The following is a 15,019-nucleotide window of genomic DNA, read 5'->3' on the forward strand; positions in this document are numbered from 1 at the left end:
TCGCGACCGAGGGAACTCTTCGCGGGAACCCGCTGGAACTCTCCGCTGGAGGAACCGTGCATCGCCGGACCTTCCTGAAGCACACCGGCGCGCTGGGTGCGGCCGCCGCCGTCTCCGCATCGCTGTCGGCCTGCTCCTCCGGGCCCGAGTCCACCAACGACACCGGCGGTACGGGCGGCAAGGACCGCACGCTGACCGCCGTCATCGGCTACGGCAACGACGGCTCCTGGGACCCCACCCAGACCGCGTCCGCCTTCTGCATGGCCGCCAACAACCACATCTACGAAGGCCTCCTCGACACCGACCCCATCTCCCGCGAGCCGTACGCGGCGCTGGCGACCGAGATCCCGAAGGACGCGAACGCCACGTCGTGGAGGTTCACGCTGCGGGCCGGGGCGAAGTTCCACGACGGCAAGCCGGTCACCGCGGACGACGTCGTGTTCGTCTTCGACCGCATCCTCGACCCGAAGACGCAGACCCTCGCCAAGGGCTTCTTCGCGAGCTGGCTGAAGGAGGTCCGCAGGATCGACGGGCGGACCGTCGAGCTGGTGCTCAAGTTCCCCTTCCCCGACGGACTTTCCCGGCTGACTCTGGCGAAGGTCATGCCGAGGCACGTCTTCTCGAAGCCGGGTGCCTGGGACAAGGCGACCGCCGGGCTCGCGATCGGTTCGGGGCCGTACCGGCAGACCGCCCACCATCCGAAGTCCAACACCACCTTCGCCGCCTATCCGGACTACAACGGCCCGCGCAAACCGGCCTTCGCGAGGATGAACTGGCTGACGATCGTCGACGCGGCCCCGCGCGTCGCCCGGATCTCGGGTTCCAGCGCGGGAGCGCAGATCTCCGACAACATCCCCTACGCCAACATCGAGCAGCTCGAGAGCAACGGACTGACGGTCGCGGGCGGCGCCGGGATGAACAACCTGTTCCTGATGTTCAACACCGCGCACAAGCCCTTCGACGACGTGCGGGTGCGCCAGGCCCTGCACTACGCGATCGACACCGGCAAGATGATCGAGGTGGCGCTCAAGGGCCACGGCAAACCCTCGACGTCGTTCCTGAACGAGGGCAACCCCGCCCACCGGCGCGCGAAGACCGTCTACGAGCACGACCCGGAGAAGGCGAAGGCGCTTCTGAAGGCGGCCGGGGTGAGCGGGCTGAGGATCAACATCCTGGCGGTGAACGTCAGTTGGATCCTCGACTGCCTGCCCACGATCAAGGCGTCCTGGGACGCGATCGGCGTACGGACGACCCTGGACCCGCAGGAGACGACCGCCGTATTCACCAAGATGGACCAGAAGCAGGACTACCAGGTCGTCGCCGCCGCCTCGAACCCCAACCAGTTCGGCCTCGACGCCGACCTGATCATGCACTACAACTACGGCCCCACCAACCTCTGGATGAACTACACCCGTTGGGCCGACGACGCCGTCGCCAGGCAGCTCTTCCGGGACATGGACCGGGCCACGCGGGAGCCGGACCCGGCCAGGAAGAAGACGATGGTCCAGGACTACATCGACACCGTCGCCGAACAGGCCGTGCTCTACCCGGTCGTCCACAACGAGCTGATGACGGCCTGGGACCCGAGGAAGCTCACCGGCATAAGGGCACAGCCCTACCCGGGCATCAACCTCCTGCGGGCGAAATGGGCCTGACGGGATGATCGCCGTCCTGCGCATCCTGCTGCGCCGCGTCGCCCTCCTCGTGCCGCTGATGCTCGGCATCGTGCTCTTCGTCTTCCTGGTGATGCGCTTCTCGGACGTCGACCCGGCCAGCGCGTTCTTCCAGGGCGCCAACCCCACCCCGCGGCAACTGCACGACTTCCGCGAGCGCAACGGCCTGCTGGACCCGCTGCCCGTCCGCTACGTCCACTTCGTCGGCGACCTGCTCCACGGCGACCTGGGCACCAGCGCCCTGACCCGCGCCCCGGTCGTCGACCAGGTCACCACCGCGCTGCCCCTGACCCTCCAACTCACCTTCCTGGGCCTCGGCATCGCGGTCGTCCTGTCGCTGCTCGGCGGAGTGACGGCCGCGATCCACCGGGACCGGCTGCCCGACCAGATCATCCGCGTCGTCTCCCTCACCGGCGTCGCGGCCCCCGGCTTCTGGCTGGCGCTGCTGATGATCCAGTACCTGGCGGTCGACCAGGGCTGGTTCCCGACCGGCGGCTACATCAACCCGGCCGACTCGCTCACCGGCTGGCTGAAGACGATGACCCTGCCGGCGCTGGCGCTGTCCCTGCCGGTGGCGGCCCAGCTCACCCGGGTCGTACGGACGTCGGTGGTCGAGGAACTCGACAAGGACTACGTCCGCACGGCGATCGGCAGCGGACTGCCGCCGCGGGTCGTCGTGGGCCGCAACGTCCTGCGCAACGCCCTCATCAACCCGCTGACCGTGCTCGGCCTGCGGGTCGGCTACCTGCTCGGCGGCGCGGTCGTCATCGAGACGATCTTCTCGCTGCCCGGCATGGGCAAGCTGATGATCGACGCCGTGAAGAACGGCGACCCGGCCGTCGTCCAGGGCGTCGTCCTGACCACCGCGACCGGCTTCGTCGTCGTCAACCTCGTCATCGACGTGCTGTACCTGCTGGTCAACCCGCGACTGAGGGAAGCCACCTGATGTTCACGCGCGCACGGCTCACCGAGGTCCTCGCCCGCCCCGGCATCCGCCTGCGCGGCCTGCGCCGGCTGACCCCGCCGTCGAAGGCCGCCGTGTGCTTCCTGACGGTGGTGGTACTGGTGGCGGTGCTCGCCCCGCTGATCGCGCCGGACGACCCCCTCGACCAGCAGGTGCCCGCCGGCGGCACCGGGCACCCCTCCGCCGGGCACTGGATGGGCCAGGACAGCCTCGGCCGGGACATCCTCAGCCGGCTCATGTACGGGGCCCGCTGGTCGCTGGCGATCGGCCTCGGGGCGACGGCCCTCGCGCTGGTCGTCGGCGCGCTGATCGGCGCCGTGGCGGCGACCTCCCGCAAGGCCGTCGACGAGACGCTGATGCGCTGCCTGGACGTGGTGATGGCGTTCCCGGGCATCGCGCTGGCCGCCGTGCTGGTGGCCGTGTTCGGCGGCGGCATCACCGTGCTGATCTGCGCGATCGCGTTCCTGTTCACCCCACCCGTGGCGCGCGTAGTGCGGGCCAACGTCCTCGACCAGTACGGCGAGGACTACGTGACGGCGGAACGGGTCATCGGCGCGCGCACCCCGCACATCGTGCTCAGGCACGTGGCCGTCAACTGTGCCGCTCCGGTCCTGGTGTTCTGCACCGTGCAGGTCGCCGAGGCCATCGTCTTCGAGGCGTCGCTGTCCTTCATCGGGGCGGGGGTGCGGCCGCCCGACCCGTCGTGGGGCAGCGTCATCGCCGACGGCAAGAACATGGTGCTGACCGGGGGGTGGTGGGCCACGGTCTTTCCGGGGCTGCTGATGCTGGTGACCGTGTTGTCGCTGAACATCCTCTCCGAGGGGGTGTCGGACGCGTGGGCCTCGCCGGCCGGGCGGCAAGTGGGGTTGGCATCCGACGAGGACCGCTGGGAGGCGCCGGAGGCGGGGAGCGGGGAGGTGTTGGCGCTGCCGGGGCTGGTGGAGGCGGCGGCGAGGTTGCGGGGGCGGCGCGCGGGAGAGGGTGCCATGGGGGGTGGTTCGGCGGGTGCGGCGTCGTCCGGGCCGGTCGCGCAGTTCCCCGCGCCCCTACGGGGCCCTGCCCCACCGTCGGTCTTGAGCGTGGAGAGCCTTGCCATCGGGTTTGAGGGGCGCCACGGCGGTGTTGACATCGTCGACGGGATCTCCTTCGACGTGCGTCCCGGGGAGGTTCTCGGGCTGGTGGGTGAGTCGGGGTGTGGGAAGTCGCTCACCGCGCTGACGGTCATGGGGCTGCAGCCCCGCGGTGCTCGCGTCGGCGGTCATGTGCGGTTCCAGGGGCGGGAGTTGCTCTCCCTGTCCCCCCGCGTACGCCGCCGTCTCCTCGGGCACGAGATGGCGATGGTCTACCAGGACGCGCTGTCCTCGCTCAACCCCGCGATGACCGTCCGCGCGCAGCTCAAGCAGGTCGTACGGCGTGGTGGTCGCCGTAGCCCCGCGGAGTTGCTGACGATGGTCGGGCTCGACCCGGCCCGGACCCTGCGGAGTTATCCGCACGAGCTGTCCGGCGGGCAGCGGCAGCGTGTGCTGATCGCCATGGCGCTGTCCCGGGATCCGAAGCTGATCGTCGCCGACGAGCCGACGACCGCGCTGGACGTCACCGTCCAGGCGCAGGTGATGGAGCTGCTGCTGCGCCTGCGCGGGGAGTTGGGCTTCGCGCTGGTCCTCGTCTCGCACGACCTGGCGCTGGTGGCCGACGTCACCGACCGGGTGGCGGTGATGTACGGCGGGCAGATCGTGGAGACGGGCGTGACCGCCGATCTGGTGGAGGCGCCGGCCCACCACTACACCCGCGGCCTGCTCGGCAGTGTGCTGTCGCTGGAGTCGGCGGCCGCCCGCATGACGCAGATCAGGGGCGTCGTCCCCTCCCCCGCCGACTTCCCGGCGGGCTGCCGCTTCGCCGACCGCTGTCCGCGGGCGACGGAGGTGTGCCGCGCGACGGCGCCCGCCCTGCTGGGCACCCCCACCCATGCGGCGGCCTGTCACCACCCGGCGGTCGAACTCGTGGCGTCGGAGCCGGAGGCCGTGCAGTGAACGCGATCGTCGAACTGTCCGACGCCCACGTCGTGCACAGGGCGCGCAGCGGCCGCCTGTTCACCCGGGACCGGGTGTACGCCCTGACCGGCGCCGACCTCGTCGTCGCCCCGGGTGAGACGGTGGGCGTAGTGGGCGAGTCCGGCTGCGGCAAGTCGACCCTGGCGAGGGTGCTGGTGGGCATCCAGCGCCCGACCGCCGGCACGGTGTCCTTCCAGGGCCGTGACCTGTGGTCGATGCCCGCCGCCGAGCGCCGCACGGCCGTTGGCGGCGCCACCGGGATGATCTTCCAGGACCCGTCGACGGCCCTGAACCGCCGTCTGCCGGTGCGGCAGATCCTGCGCGACCCGCTCGACGTCCACGGTCGCGGCACCAGAACGCAACGCGAGGAACAGGTACGGGAGTTGATGTCCCTCGTCGGGCTGCCCCGCGCCCTGGCCGACGCGCTGCCCGGGCAGCTGTCCGGCGGGCAGCGGCAACGGGTCGCGATCGCACGGGCGTTGGCGCTGGATCCCGCCCTGGTCGTGGCGGACGAGCCGACGAGCGCCCTGGACGTGTCGGTGCGCGCCCAGATCCTGAACCTGCTGCTGGATCTGAAGGAACGCCTGGGCCTGGCCCTGGTGTTCGTCTCGCACGACATCCAGACGGTACGGCGGATGAGCGACCGGGTGATCACCATGTATCTGGGCCGGATCGTCGAGGAGTCCCCGGCCGCCGAGGTCACCGGCCGGGCCCGGCACCCGTACACCCGGGCCCTGTTCTCGGCGACGCCCGGCCTGCTGAACCCCGTCGAACCCATCCCGCTGACCGGTCCGGTCCCGTCGGCGACGCACCCGCCGAGCGGCTGCCCGTTCCGTACCCGCTGCTGGAAGGCCGACGACGTGTGCGCGTCCCGGATGCCGGACTTCTCGGCCGCGTCGGCGCCGGGGCACCGCTTCCGCTGCCACCATCCTGTGCGGGAGGACGCCTCGACCGCGACCTCGTACGGCAGAACCGTCCCAGGGAGCCCTGAATGACCTTTCCCGCCCCGCTCACCGGTGTCGTCCCGCCCGTCTGCACGCCCCTGACACCGGATCGCGAGGTGGACGTCCCCTCCCTGCTCAGGCTGGTCGACCACCTGGTCGGCGCCGGGGTGGACGGGTTGTTCGTGCTGGGCTCGACGTCGGAGGTGGCGTATTTGCGCGACGCGCAGCGCAGGCTGGTGGTGGAGTCGGTGACCGGGCACGTGGGGGGCCGGCTGCCGGTGCTGGCCGGGGTGGTCGACATGACGACGCCGAGGGTGCTGGACCATGTGGCGGCGGTGACGGCGGCCGGCGCGGACGCGGTGGTGGTGACGGCGCCCTTCTACGCGCGGACGCACCCGGCCGAGATCGCCCGCCACTTCCGCCTGGTCGCGGCCGCGTCCCCGGTCCCGGTGATCGCCTACGACATCCCGGTGGCCGTCCACACCAAGCTTCCCGCGGACGTGGTCCTGGACCTGGCCACCGAGGGCGTCCTGGCGGGTCTGAAGGACTCCAGCGGTGATCTGGCCGCCTTTCGCGAGGTCGTCACCGGTGCCCGCGTCCGCCCCGGCATCACCGGCTTCAGTGTGCTGACCGGCTCCGAACTGCTCGTCGACGCGGCCCTCGCGCTCGGCGCGGACGGCGCCGTCCCCGGCCTCGCCAACGTCGACCCGGACGGCTACGTCCGCCTCCACCGCCTGTGGCGCGCGGGCGACCCGGAAGGGGCGCGGGCCGAACAGGAGCGGCTGTGCGCCCTGTTCGGCCTGGTGTCCGTCGGGGACCCGGCGCGGATGGGCGGCGGCTCGTCGGCGCTGGGGGCCTTCAAGGCGGCGCTGCACCTGCGCGGGGTGATCGACTGCCCGGCGACCGCGGACCCGCAGATCCCGCTGTCGCCGCAGGAGGTGCGGCGGGTCGGAAGGTACCTCGCGGCGGCCGGCCTGCTCTAGAGGTTGTCGGCGTGCAGCCGGCGGAACTCGATCGTCTCGTAGGGGCCGGATACGCCCGTCTCGTACAGGACGCCCACCGTCCCGCGGTCCACCGGCACCAGGTCGGAATAGGCGGCGGGCTGCGGGGAGAGCGTGACCGCCCTGGTGAAGGTCGCCCCGGCGTCCGTACTGCGCCACACCACCATCGCCCGCCGGGCCGTCGGTGACGAGGGTGACGAGGAGGGTGCGGCTCAGGAGGATCACGGCCCCATGGTTCCCGGAGTGACCAGTCCCGACTCGTAGGCCACGATCACCAGTTGGGCCCGGTCCCGGGCCCCCAGCTTGCCCATGATGCGGCTGACGTGCGTCTTCGCGGTCAGCGGACTCAAGCCGAGGGATTCACCCACCTCGGTGTTGTTCAGTCCCCGGGCGACGAGCGTGAGCACCTCCCGCTCCCGCTCCGACAGGCACTCCGGTCCGCCCGCGGCCGGCACGGACGGGCTGCGCAGGAAGCGTTCGATCAGCCGCGCCGTCGGCCCCGGCGACAGCAGGGCCTCCCCCGCCGCCACCGTGCGGATGGCGTCCAGCAGTTCGGCCGGTCGGGTGTCCTTCACCAGGAACCCGGAGGCCCCGGCCCGCAGCGCCTCCACGATGTTCTCGTCGGTGTCGTAGGTGGTGAGGACCAGCACCTTCACCGCGGCGAGGTCCTCGTCGGCCGCGATCAGCCGGGTCGCCTCGATGCCGTCCAGGTCGGGCATGCGGACGTCCATCACCACCAGGTCGGGGCGCTCGCCGCGGGCCAGCTCCACGGCCTCCCGGCCGGTGCCCGCCTGGCCCACGACCGCCATGTCCCGCGCCGACTCGACGAGCATCGCGAACGCGGCCCGTACGAGGGTCTGGTCGTCGGCGAGCAGTACGCGGATGGTCATCCGTTCTCTTCCCCCGTCGTCGTCAGTGGCAGTACGGCCCTCACCTCGAAGCCGCCCGCCTCGCGTGGCCCGGCGTCGAGTGTGCCACCGACGCTGCGGGCTCTCTCCCGCATGCCGACCAGCCCGAAGCCGGGCGCGGTGCCGGGGGTGGGCCCGGTGCCGTCGTCGGTGACGGTCAGCCGCAGGGCGCCGTCCGCCTCGTTCAGCTCGACCCGTACGGCCGGTTCGGGGCCGGCGTGCCGGACGGCGTTCGTCAGCGCCTCCTGCACGATCCGGTAGGCGGCCGCGCCCACGGCGGGCGGGGCCTGCTCCACCCGTACCGTCGGCTCCACCCGGGCGCCCGCGAGCCGGGCGGCCTCCACCAGGTCGGGCAGGCCGTCCAGGCCGGGCAGCGGGCCGCGGCCGTCGGGGCAGTCGGCCTCGCGAAGCACCTCCAGCGTGCCCCGCAGTTCGCCGCGCGCCGTCCGGCACGTCTCCGCGATGTCGTCCAGGGCCTTCGCGACCGTCTCCCGGTCCAGCCGCTCGGGGTCGGCGGCCAGGACATGTGCGGCGACGGAGGTCTGGACGCCGATGAGGGTGATGCTGTGGGCCAGCAGGTCGTGCAGGTCGCGGGCGATGCGCAGGCGTTCCTCGGCGACGCGGCGGCGGGCCTCCTCCTCACGAGTGCGTTCGGCGCGCTCGGCGCGTTCGACGATCGCGGCCACGTACTGGCGGTAGTAGCGGACGTCCATGCCGCAGAAGAGGACCGCGATGACCCAGCCGGAGATCCGCAGGATCTCCACCGCGCCGGCCGGGTTGCTGAAGAGGTTGACCAGCACCGAGGCGCTCAGGACGGTGGCGCCGACGCCGAGGGTGCGGCGTACCGTGCCGGTCGCCGCGACCGTGTAGAGCGCCACCACGGTCGCCGGCGTCGGGGCCATGTGGTTGTTGTCGAGGGCGTGGTAGGCGGCCAGCAGCGTCAGGACCGCCGTGGCGACGAGCAGTGGACGGCGCCGCCGCCACACCAGCGGTACGTGGGCGGCGAGCAGCAGCGTCCAGCCGAGCGCGTCCGGGCGGCGGGCCGGGTCGGTGGTCAGCGCCAGGCACACGGCCACCGCGGCGAGCACAGACGCGAGGATCGCGTCGTTGCGGGTGCCGTGCGGGGCCGTGCGCGGGTCGCGGTTGATCACCGCCATGACGCGCTCGGCCCTGCGCTGCCGTGTCACCGTCGTCCCTTCCACAGCGTTCAGCTTCACACGGTCTCGGGCTGTCGCCGCACCGGCAGCGGTTCCGGTTCCCGTGACAGCCGTCCCGGCCACCACACCCGCCGCTCCAGCAGCACGCTCGCGGTCGTGACCAGGTAGGTGCGCACCAGGAAGGTGTCCAGCAGCACGCCGACCGCGATCACGAAGCCGAGCTCGACCAGCGCCACCAGCGGCAGCGTGGTCAGCACGGCGAAGGTCGCGGCGAGCACGACGCCCGCCGAGGCGATCACCCCACCGGTGGTGCGCAGCGCGGTCAGCGCGGCGGCCCGCGGCTCGGCGCCGGCGATCGACTCCTCGCGCATGCGGTGCATGAGGAAGATGCCGTAGTCGACGCCGAGGGCCACCAGGAAGACGAAGGACAGCAGGCCGAGGCCCGAGTCCGTGCCGTGGAAGCCGAGCACGGGTCCGAACGCCAGGCCGCCGATCCCGAGCGCGGCGCCCCACACCGCCACGACGGCGACGAGCAGCATCAGCGGCGCGACGAGGCTGCGCAGCAGTCCCACGAGGATCACGAACACGGCGGCCAGGACGAGCGGCACGACGACCTCGCGGTCGCGGACCTGGCTGTCGGCCAGGTCGAGCTGCTGGGCGCTGGGTCCGCCGACGTAGGTGCCGTAGGTGTCGTCGAGTCCGGCGCGCAGGGCCTCGATGGTGCGGGTCTCGCCGGCCGACTCGGGTGCCGCGGTGGCGTAGACGGAGATCTCGGTCCAGCCGGAGCCGCTGCGTCCGGCGGTCGCCTGGGCCACCCCGTCCGTGGTCCGGGCCTCGGCCAGGACGGCGTCCGTCCGGCCGGTGGGGGCGATGACGGTGATGGGCTGGCTGCTGCGGCCGGGGTAGGCGCGGGTGAGGGTCTGGGCGGCGGCGATCGACTCGGGCCGCTTGGTGAAGGAGTCCTCCTGCTTGAGGGTGCCCGGGAGGTTGAGGGCGCCCAGCGCCAGCGCGCCGAGCAGTACGGCGCCGCCGGCGAGGACGGCGGCCGGCCGGCGCGCGGCGGAGTCGCCCATCGCCGAGAACAGCGACCGGCGTGCCTTCGGTTCGCTGCCGAAGGCGGGGATCAGCGGCCAGAAGACGCGGCGGCCGAGGACGACCAGGAGGGCGGGCAGCAGGGTCGTCATGGCGACCAGTGCGGCGAGCACCCCCACCGTGCCGACGGGGCCCATGCCGCTGCTGCTGTTGAGGTCGGCGGCGAGCAGGCACAGCAGCCCGGCCGCGACCGTGCCCGAGGAGGCGAGGATCGCCGGTCCGCAGCCGCGCAGCGCGGCCCGCATGGCGTCGTACGGGCGCTCGTGGCGCCGTAGCTCCTCGCGGTAGCGGGAGATGAGCAGCAGCGCGTAGTCGGTGCCCGCGCCCAGCACCAGGACCGTCATGACGCCGCCGCTCTGGCCGGTGACGGTGACGCCGAACGCCTCGTGCAGGCCGTATCCGGCGGCCATCGCCATGCCGGCCGCGACGCCGGCGACGCTGAGCGGCACCAGCCACAGGAAGGGGCTGCGGTAGATGAGGATCAGCAGGGCGGTGACGACGCCGAGGGTGGCGTAGAGCAGGGTGCCGTCGATGCTGCCGAAGACCTTGCCCATGTCGGCGTTGAGGGCGCCGGGGCCGCCGACCTGGACGGTGAGCCCGGCGCCGCCGTCGGCGACCTCGCGCACGCCGTCGACGAAGGCGTCGCGCTTGTCGTCGTCCTGGCCGGGGCCGGTGCTGGAGACGGGGTACATGACGGTCGTGCCGTCGCGGGAGGGGACCGCGTGCGGGCGCCCGGTGATCTCGTACCTGCCGGTGATCTCGGCGATCTGCCGCGCGGCCTTGTTCCGGTCGGCGGCGGTGAGGCCGCCGTCGCGGTGGTAGACGAGCACCAGGTCGGTGGACTCGCCGCCGGGCAGCCGGTCCTGGACGCGGGCCACCTGGGTGGAGTCGGCGCTGTCGGGCAGGTAGTCGACGGAGCGGTTCTGCTGGATGCCGGAGAACTTCCCGGCGAGCGGCCCGGCCAGCACCAGGGCGGCCAGCCACAGCGCGAGCACCGCCCAGGGCACGGCCCGTCGACGCCGTGCGCCTGGCCGTGCGCTTGTCCTTACGGCCCCCATGGACGGGCCTCCCTCCGGTCGGGTGTCTGGGTCGGTTCCAGACTCCCGGCGGACGGGGGCGGGTTCGTCGGGCGTGCGGGCGAGTTCGGGGTTACTGCCGGTGGAGGCTCCGGGCGGGCGTTACTCCCCGGGGAGTATCAGGACGGCGTCCGGGCCGCCGCCAGCAGCCGGGTCACGTCGTCGGCGCAGATGGTGAGGGCGGCGCCGACCGTGCTGAGGACGTCGCGTTCGGCCGGGGTGTAGGGGCCGTCGGCCAGGGCGATGCGGGCGCCCTGCAGCAGGATCGATTCGCGGCCGACGGGGGCGAGGTGCGGGGCGAGCGGGTCGAGGGCCTCGTGGAGCTCGATGGCCAGGCCCGCGCCGCAGGACGGGCCGTAGACCCGGCCGGTGTCGGCGGCCAGGGCGTCGACCAGGGCCTGAAGCTGTTCCTCCGTGCAGTCGTCGAACCCGGCCGCGCGGACCGCGCTCGCGGCGGTCTCCAGGGAGGTGCGCGAGCAGGTGCCGCCCGCGGCAAGCACCGCGAGGGCGACGGTGTGCACGGCGTCGCGGAGCATCGCGGAGAAGCGGGTGGTGGTGGGGTGGTCCAGGGCGTCGGTGCCGAAGTGGCGGTGGCAGGCGGCGCACTCGACGACCGGGCCGGTCTCGCCGCGCGGCAGCACCGGGACGCCGAGGAGGGTGAAGCGGCGGCGGCCGGTGAGGCGCTGGTAGTTGCGGTCGCCTCCGCAGCCCGGGCAGAAGAACTCGCCGTCCCCTACGGGCGTCCACGCGGTGCGGGTGCCCAGGAGGCGCGCAGGCCTGGCGGCTCGGCCGTTTCGTCCCCGTACTGGCAGCACGTCGCACCTCCGTAACGGCACGGCAACATCGCCGTGCTGGCGTGATGTTAGCCACATCGGCCAGGCGTAGTCAGCACCCCGGACGAGACCTTTCCGTGACCTCCACGTAAGGGTGGCCGAAAAGGGACGGGGCCCTGATCGCCGTATCCGATGATCAGGGCCCCGAAACTGCCGGTCAGAGGGGCTATCGAGCCGCGCGGTTGACCGCCGAGACGACCGCCTTCAGGGACGCACGCGTCGTGTTCGCGTCGATGCCGATTCCCCACAGGACCTTGTCGTCGATCGCGCATTCGATGTAGGAGGCGGCCTGCGCGGAGGCGCCCTCGCTCATCGTGTGCTCCTGGTAGTCCAGCAGCCGGGCGTCGATGCCGACCTTCGCCAGCGCGTCGAAGAAGGCCGAGATCGGACCGTTGCCCGAGCCGGTCAGGACGGTGTCCTCGCCGTCGACGGTGGCCTCGACGCGCAGGGTGTCCACGCCGTCGGTGTCGGTGGTCGACTGGCCGTTCTTGACCTGGATGCGGCCCCACGGGTTCGCGGGGTTCGGCAGGTATTCGTCCTGGAAGACCGCCCAGATGTCGGAGCCGGTGACCTCGCCGCCCTCGGCGTCCGTCTTCGCCTGGATGAGCTTCGAGAACTCGATCTGCATACGGCGGGGCAGGTCCAGCTTGTGGTCGTTCTTCAGGACGTACGCGATACCGCCCTTGCCGGACTGCGAGTTGACGCGGATGACGGCCTCGTAGGAACGGCCGACGTCCTTGGGGTCGATCGGCAGGTACGGCACGGCCCACTCGATGTCGTCGACGGTGACGCCCTTGGCGGCCGCGTCGGCCTCCATCGCGTCGAAGCCCTTCTTGATGGCGTCCTGGTGGGAGCCGGAGAAGGACGTGTAGACCAGGTCGCCCACGTACGGGTGGCGCGGGTGGACCTCCATCTGGTTGCAGTACTCCCACGTACGACGGATCTCGTCGATGTCGGAGAAGTCGATCTGCGGGTCGACGCCCTGCGAGAACAGGTTCATGCCCAGGGTGACCAGGTCGACGTTGCCGGTGCGCTCGCCCTGGCCGAACAGGCAGCCCTCGATGCGGTCGGCGCCGGCCATCAGGGCCAGCTCCGCGGCGGCGACGGCGGTGCCGCGGTCGTTGTGCGGGTGGACCGACAGGCAGACGTACTCGCGGCGGGAGAGGTTGCGGCCCATCCACTCGAAGCGGTCGGCGTGCGTGGACGGCGTCGAACGCTCCACGGTGGCGGGCAGGTTCAGGATGATCTCGCGGCCCGGGCCGGGCTGGTAGACGTCCATGACCGCCTCGCAGACCTCCAGCGCGAAGTCCAGCTCGGTGTCGGTGAAGATCTCGGGGCTGTACTGGTAGCCGAACTCGGTCTCCGGGCCCAGCAGCTTCTCCGCGTACTCCATCACCAGGCGGGTGCCGTCGACGGCGATCTGCTTGATGTCGTCCTTGGAGCCGCGGAAGACCACGCGCCGGAAGACCGGCGCGGTGGCGTTGTACAGGTGGACGGTGGCCCGCTTGGCGCCCTTCAGGGACTCCACGGTCCGCTCGATCAGGTCCTCGCGGGCCTGGGTCAGTACGGAGATGGTCACGTCGTCGGGGATCGCCCCGGGCTCTTCGATGATCGACCGCACGAAGTCGAAGTCCGTCTGGCCCGACGCCGGGAAACCGACCTCGATCTCCTTGTAGCCCATCTTGACCAGCTGGTCGAACATCCGGCGCTTGCGCTCGGGCGACATCGGGTCGATCAGCGCCTGGTTGCCGTCGCGCAGGTCGGTCGACAGCCACCGCGGGGCCTGGGTGATCCGCTTCTCGGGCCAGGTGCGGTCCGGGATGTCGACCTGCTCGTAGCGGCCGTACTTGTGGATCGGCATGCTGCTGGGCTGCTGGCGGTTCGCCATGATTGCGGGGCTCCTCTTGGTGTCCGGAAGGACGGCCGACGACGCAACGCGAAGCTCCGCGGGGAGGGAGTCGACCTGGCTTACAGGCCCTCGCCGCGGCAGCTAAGAAGAAGCAGCCCGAAACGCATGATGCGAAGCATGCTAGCCGAGCCGGTCCGAGAAGGCGGTCCCGTATCAATATGCGGGACCGCAGCGCCCCTGAAAGGGCGCGGAGAACTGCGCGAGCAACCACAGCGAGCCCGCACGGCATAACACAGAGCAACCACCCACGGCGGGAGCATCCCCATATTTCACCAATCATAGTCGCACCTAGTGACATACAGCTAACACAGTGCAATGGTGCCGGGCATGACGAAGACCAACGGGGGCTCAGAGCCCGTCTTCTGCACCGTCGTACCGCCCCACGTCCTCGACAAGCTGGCCCAGCACGAGGACCCCGCGCTGGCGAACCCCGCGCGCAAGACACTCGAGCGCGACGCCTACGAGCGCACCCACCGCCGGCTGACCACCGTCCTCGGCGCCCCGACCGTCGCGGCGCCGCCCGGAGCCGCGCCCGACCAGCCGCACCGCACGATCTACGACGCCAGGCACGGCACCGACCTGCCCGGCCGCAAGGTCCGCGGCGAGGGCGAGGACCCCGGCAAGGACGCCACCGCCAACCGCGCCTACGCGGGCCTCGGCGCCACCTTCGAGCTGTACCTGAAGGCGTACGAGCGCCACTCGATCGACGACAACGGGCTGCCGCTCGACGCGTCGGTCCACTTCGACCGGGACTACAACAACGCCTTCTGGAACGGCGAGCAGATGGTGTTCGGCGACGGGGACGGGGAGATCTTCCTCGACTTCACCATCCCGATCGACGTCATCGGCCACGAACTCACCCACGGCGTCACGCAGTACACGGCCAACCTCACCTACTTCGGCCAGCCCGGCGCGCTCAACGAGTCGCTGTCGGATGTCTTCGGCACCCTCATCAAGCAGTACACGCTGGGCCAGACCGCCGCCGAGGCCGACTGGCTGATCGGCGCCGGGCTGCTCGCGCCGCGCGTCACGGGCAAGGCGCTGCGCTCGATGAAGGCCCCGGGCACGGCGTACGACGACGACGTCCTCGGCAAGGACCCGCAGCCCGCGACCATGGACGACTTCGTCCGCACCGGCCGCGACAACGGCGGCGTCCACATCAACTCCGGCATCCCCAACCACGCCTTCTACCTGGCGGCCACGGCGCTCGGCGGCCACGCCTGGGAGAAGGCGGGCCAGATCTGGTACGACGTCCTGACCGGCGGCGAGCTGAAGAAGGACGCGCTGTTCACGGACTTCGCCTCGCTGACCGTGAAGGCGGCCAGGGCCCGCTTCAGCGACGGTGAGGAACTGCAGGCCGTGCTGAAGGCCTGGGAGCAGGTCGGGGTGCGCACGACGTAGTTCCGTACTA

The 15,019-nt window shown here is 71.7% G+C and carries 11 protein-coding genes and 1 pseudogene; 6 read left to right on the forward strand and 6 right to left on the reverse strand.

Translation table 11 applies throughout. The annotated features are described in order from the left end of the window. Positions 1 to 56 precede the first annotated feature (56 nt). The 5 genes from FBY22_RS34290 to FBY22_RS34310 are packed head-to-tail and all read left to right on the forward strand — an operon-like array spanning position 57 to position 6,615. Positions 57 to 1,655: an ABC transporter substrate-binding protein gene (locus tag FBY22_RS34290; RefSeq protein ID WP_174267331.1), complete on the forward strand. Its 1,599-nt coding sequence runs from the start codon at positions 57 to 59 to the stop codon at positions 1,653 to 1,655. A gap of 4 nt (positions 1,656 to 1,659) precedes the next feature. Continuing rightward, entirely contained in the window at positions 1,660 to 2,619 is a 960-nt protein-coding gene (locus FBY22_RS34295) for an ABC transporter permease (protein WP_142151862.1), read from the forward strand. Then, a complete protein-coding gene (locus tag FBY22_RS34300; protein ID WP_142151863.1) occupies positions 2,619 to 4,667 on the forward strand; it encodes a dipeptide/oligopeptide/nickel ABC transporter permease/ATP-binding protein in 2,049 nt (682 codons plus the stop codon). The genes FBY22_RS34295 and FBY22_RS34300 overlap by 1 nt, the downstream gene beginning before the upstream one ends. Then, positions 4,664 to 5,683 (forward strand): ABC transporter ATP-binding protein, encoded by a 1,020-nt coding sequence (locus tag FBY22_RS34305; protein ID WP_142151864.1) that lies wholly within the window; start codon positions 4,664 to 4,666, stop codon positions 5,681 to 5,683. The genes FBY22_RS34300 and FBY22_RS34305 overlap by 4 nt, the downstream gene beginning before the upstream one ends. After that, positions 5,680 to 6,615: a dihydrodipicolinate synthase family protein gene (locus tag FBY22_RS34310; protein ID WP_142151865.1), complete on the forward strand. Its 936-nt coding sequence runs from the start codon at positions 5,680 to 5,682 to the stop codon at positions 6,613 to 6,615. Before FBY22_RS34305 ends, FBY22_RS34310 begins: the two co-directional genes overlap by 4 nt. Here the strand turns inward: FBY22_RS34310 and FBY22_RS34315 are convergent. The 6 genes and pseudogenes from FBY22_RS34315 to leuA all read right to left on the reverse strand — a co-directional run. After that, positions 6,612 to 6,833 (reverse strand): annotated as a pseudogene (locus FBY22_RS34315) (exo-alpha-sialidase); the annotation flags it as partial. The gene FBY22_RS34310 and the pseudogene FBY22_RS34315 sit on opposite strands and share 4 nt — an antisense overlap. A gap of 21 nt (positions 6,834 to 6,854) precedes the next feature. Beyond that, positions 6,855 to 7,523 (reverse strand): response regulator transcription factor, encoded by a 669-nt coding sequence (locus FBY22_RS34320; RefSeq protein WP_142151866.1) that lies wholly within the window; start codon positions 7,521 to 7,523, stop codon positions 6,855 to 6,857. Continuing rightward, positions 7,520 to 8,698: a sensor histidine kinase gene (locus FBY22_RS34325; RefSeq protein ID WP_142152612.1), complete on the reverse strand. Its 1,179-nt coding sequence runs from the start codon at positions 8,696 to 8,698 to the stop codon at positions 7,520 to 7,522. Before FBY22_RS34325 ends, FBY22_RS34320 begins: the two co-directional genes overlap by 4 nt. Positions 8,699 to 8,754: 56 nt before the next feature. Further along, positions 8,755 to 10,848: an MMPL family transporter gene (locus tag FBY22_RS34330; RefSeq protein WP_142151867.1), complete on the reverse strand. Its 2,094-nt coding sequence runs from the start codon at positions 10,846 to 10,848 to the stop codon at positions 8,755 to 8,757. A gap of 137 nt (positions 10,849 to 10,985) precedes the next feature. Then, complete coding sequence (locus tag FBY22_RS34335) at positions 10,986 to 11,681, reverse strand: TerB family tellurite resistance protein (protein WP_142151868.1); 696 nt, start codon at positions 11,679 to 11,681, stop codon at positions 10,986 to 10,988. Between the two features lie 184 nt (positions 11,682 to 11,865). Continuing rightward, on the reverse strand, positions 11,866 to 13,587 hold the full coding sequence (leuA, locus tag FBY22_RS34340) for a 2-isopropylmalate synthase (protein WP_142151869.1): 1,722 nt from the start codon (positions 13,585 to 13,587) through the stop codon (positions 11,866 to 11,868). Between the two features lie 348 nt (positions 13,588 to 13,935). Here leuA and FBY22_RS34350 point away from each other — a divergent pair, with 348 nt between their 5' ends. After that, positions 13,936 to 15,009, forward strand: a complete 1,074-nt coding sequence (locus tag FBY22_RS34350) for a M4 family metallopeptidase (protein ID WP_142151870.1) — start codon at positions 13,936 to 13,938, stop codon at positions 15,007 to 15,009. Positions 15,010 to 15,019: the final 10 nt, after the last annotated feature.

The sequence above is a fragment of the Streptomyces sp. SLBN-31 genome, assembly GCF_006715395.1.
Classification (GTDB): Bacteria; Actinomycetota; Actinomycetes; order Streptomycetales; family Streptomycetaceae; genus Streptomyces.

What these genes read in the sequence shown, in the direction of transcription:
- FBY22_RS34295 (WP_142151862.1), top strand. Translation starts at nt 1,660, where the DNA reads ATGATCGCCGTCCTGCGCATCCTGCTGCGCCGCGTCGCCCTCCTCGTG.
- FBY22_RS34300 (WP_142151863.1), top strand. Translation starts at nt 2,619, where the DNA reads ATGTTCACGCGCGCACGGCTCACCGAGGTCCTCGCCCGCCCCGGCATC.
- FBY22_RS34310 (WP_142151865.1), top strand. Translation starts at nt 5,680, where the DNA reads ATGACCTTTCCCGCCCCGCTCACCGGTGTCGTCCCGCCCGTCTGCACG.
- FBY22_RS34320 (WP_142151866.1), bottom strand. Translation starts at nt 7,523, where the DNA reads ATGACCATCCGCGTACTGCTCGCCGACGACCAGACCCTCGTACGGGCC.
- FBY22_RS34325 (WP_142152612.1), bottom strand. Translation starts at nt 8,698, where the DNA reads ATGGCGGTGATCAACCGCGACCCGCGCACGGCCCCGCACGGCACCCGC.
- FBY22_RS34330 (WP_142151867.1), bottom strand. Translation starts at nt 10,848, where the DNA reads ATGGGGGCCGTAAGGACAAGCGCACGGCCAGGCGCACGGCGTCGACGG.
- leuA (WP_142151869.1), bottom strand. Translation starts at nt 13,587, where the DNA reads ATGGCGAACCGCCAGCAGCCCAGCAGCATGCCGATCCACAAGTACGGC.
- FBY22_RS34350 (WP_142151870.1), top strand. Translation starts at nt 13,936, where the DNA reads ATGACGAAGACCAACGGGGGCTCAGAGCCCGTCTTCTGCACCGTCGTA.